Consider the following 285-nt stretch of genomic DNA (forward strand, 5'->3'; position numbering starts at 1 on the left):
ACGGCAGCGTCCTGTCGCCGGCGCAGGAGAACCTGTTTCTCACCCGCTGGCTGGCGACCGCGCAGAAGCAGCGCCGTTTTCCCCGGGTGGTGGCCACCGATATCGAATGGCTGCTGAAGCAGGGGCGACAGCTGGGGGTCAACGCGAAGCTGGTCAGCAAGCTGACCTACCTGTGGGAGTCCTGCACCGGGGAGCTGAAGGCGCAGACCGACATGTTTCGCCTCACGCACGCGATTGAGACGGCGAAGGACATGCACTGGATCTGCCGGATGCTCAGCGACCGGG

At 65.3% G+C, this 285-nt stretch carries 1 protein-coding gene; it reads left to right on the forward strand.

Features of this window, described 5'->3' with window-relative positions:
• Positions 1–285, forward strand: a 285-nt coding sequence (locus AAIR21_RS28095; RefSeq protein ID WP_434682872.1) for a DUF2913 family protein, incomplete at both ends; no start/stop codon positions are given.

It is taken from the genome of Enterobacter sp. PTB, assembly GCF_051130085.1.
In the GTDB taxonomy this organism is placed as follows: Bacteria; Pseudomonadota; Gammaproteobacteria; order Enterobacterales; family Enterobacteriaceae; genus Enterobacter; species Enterobacter ludwigii.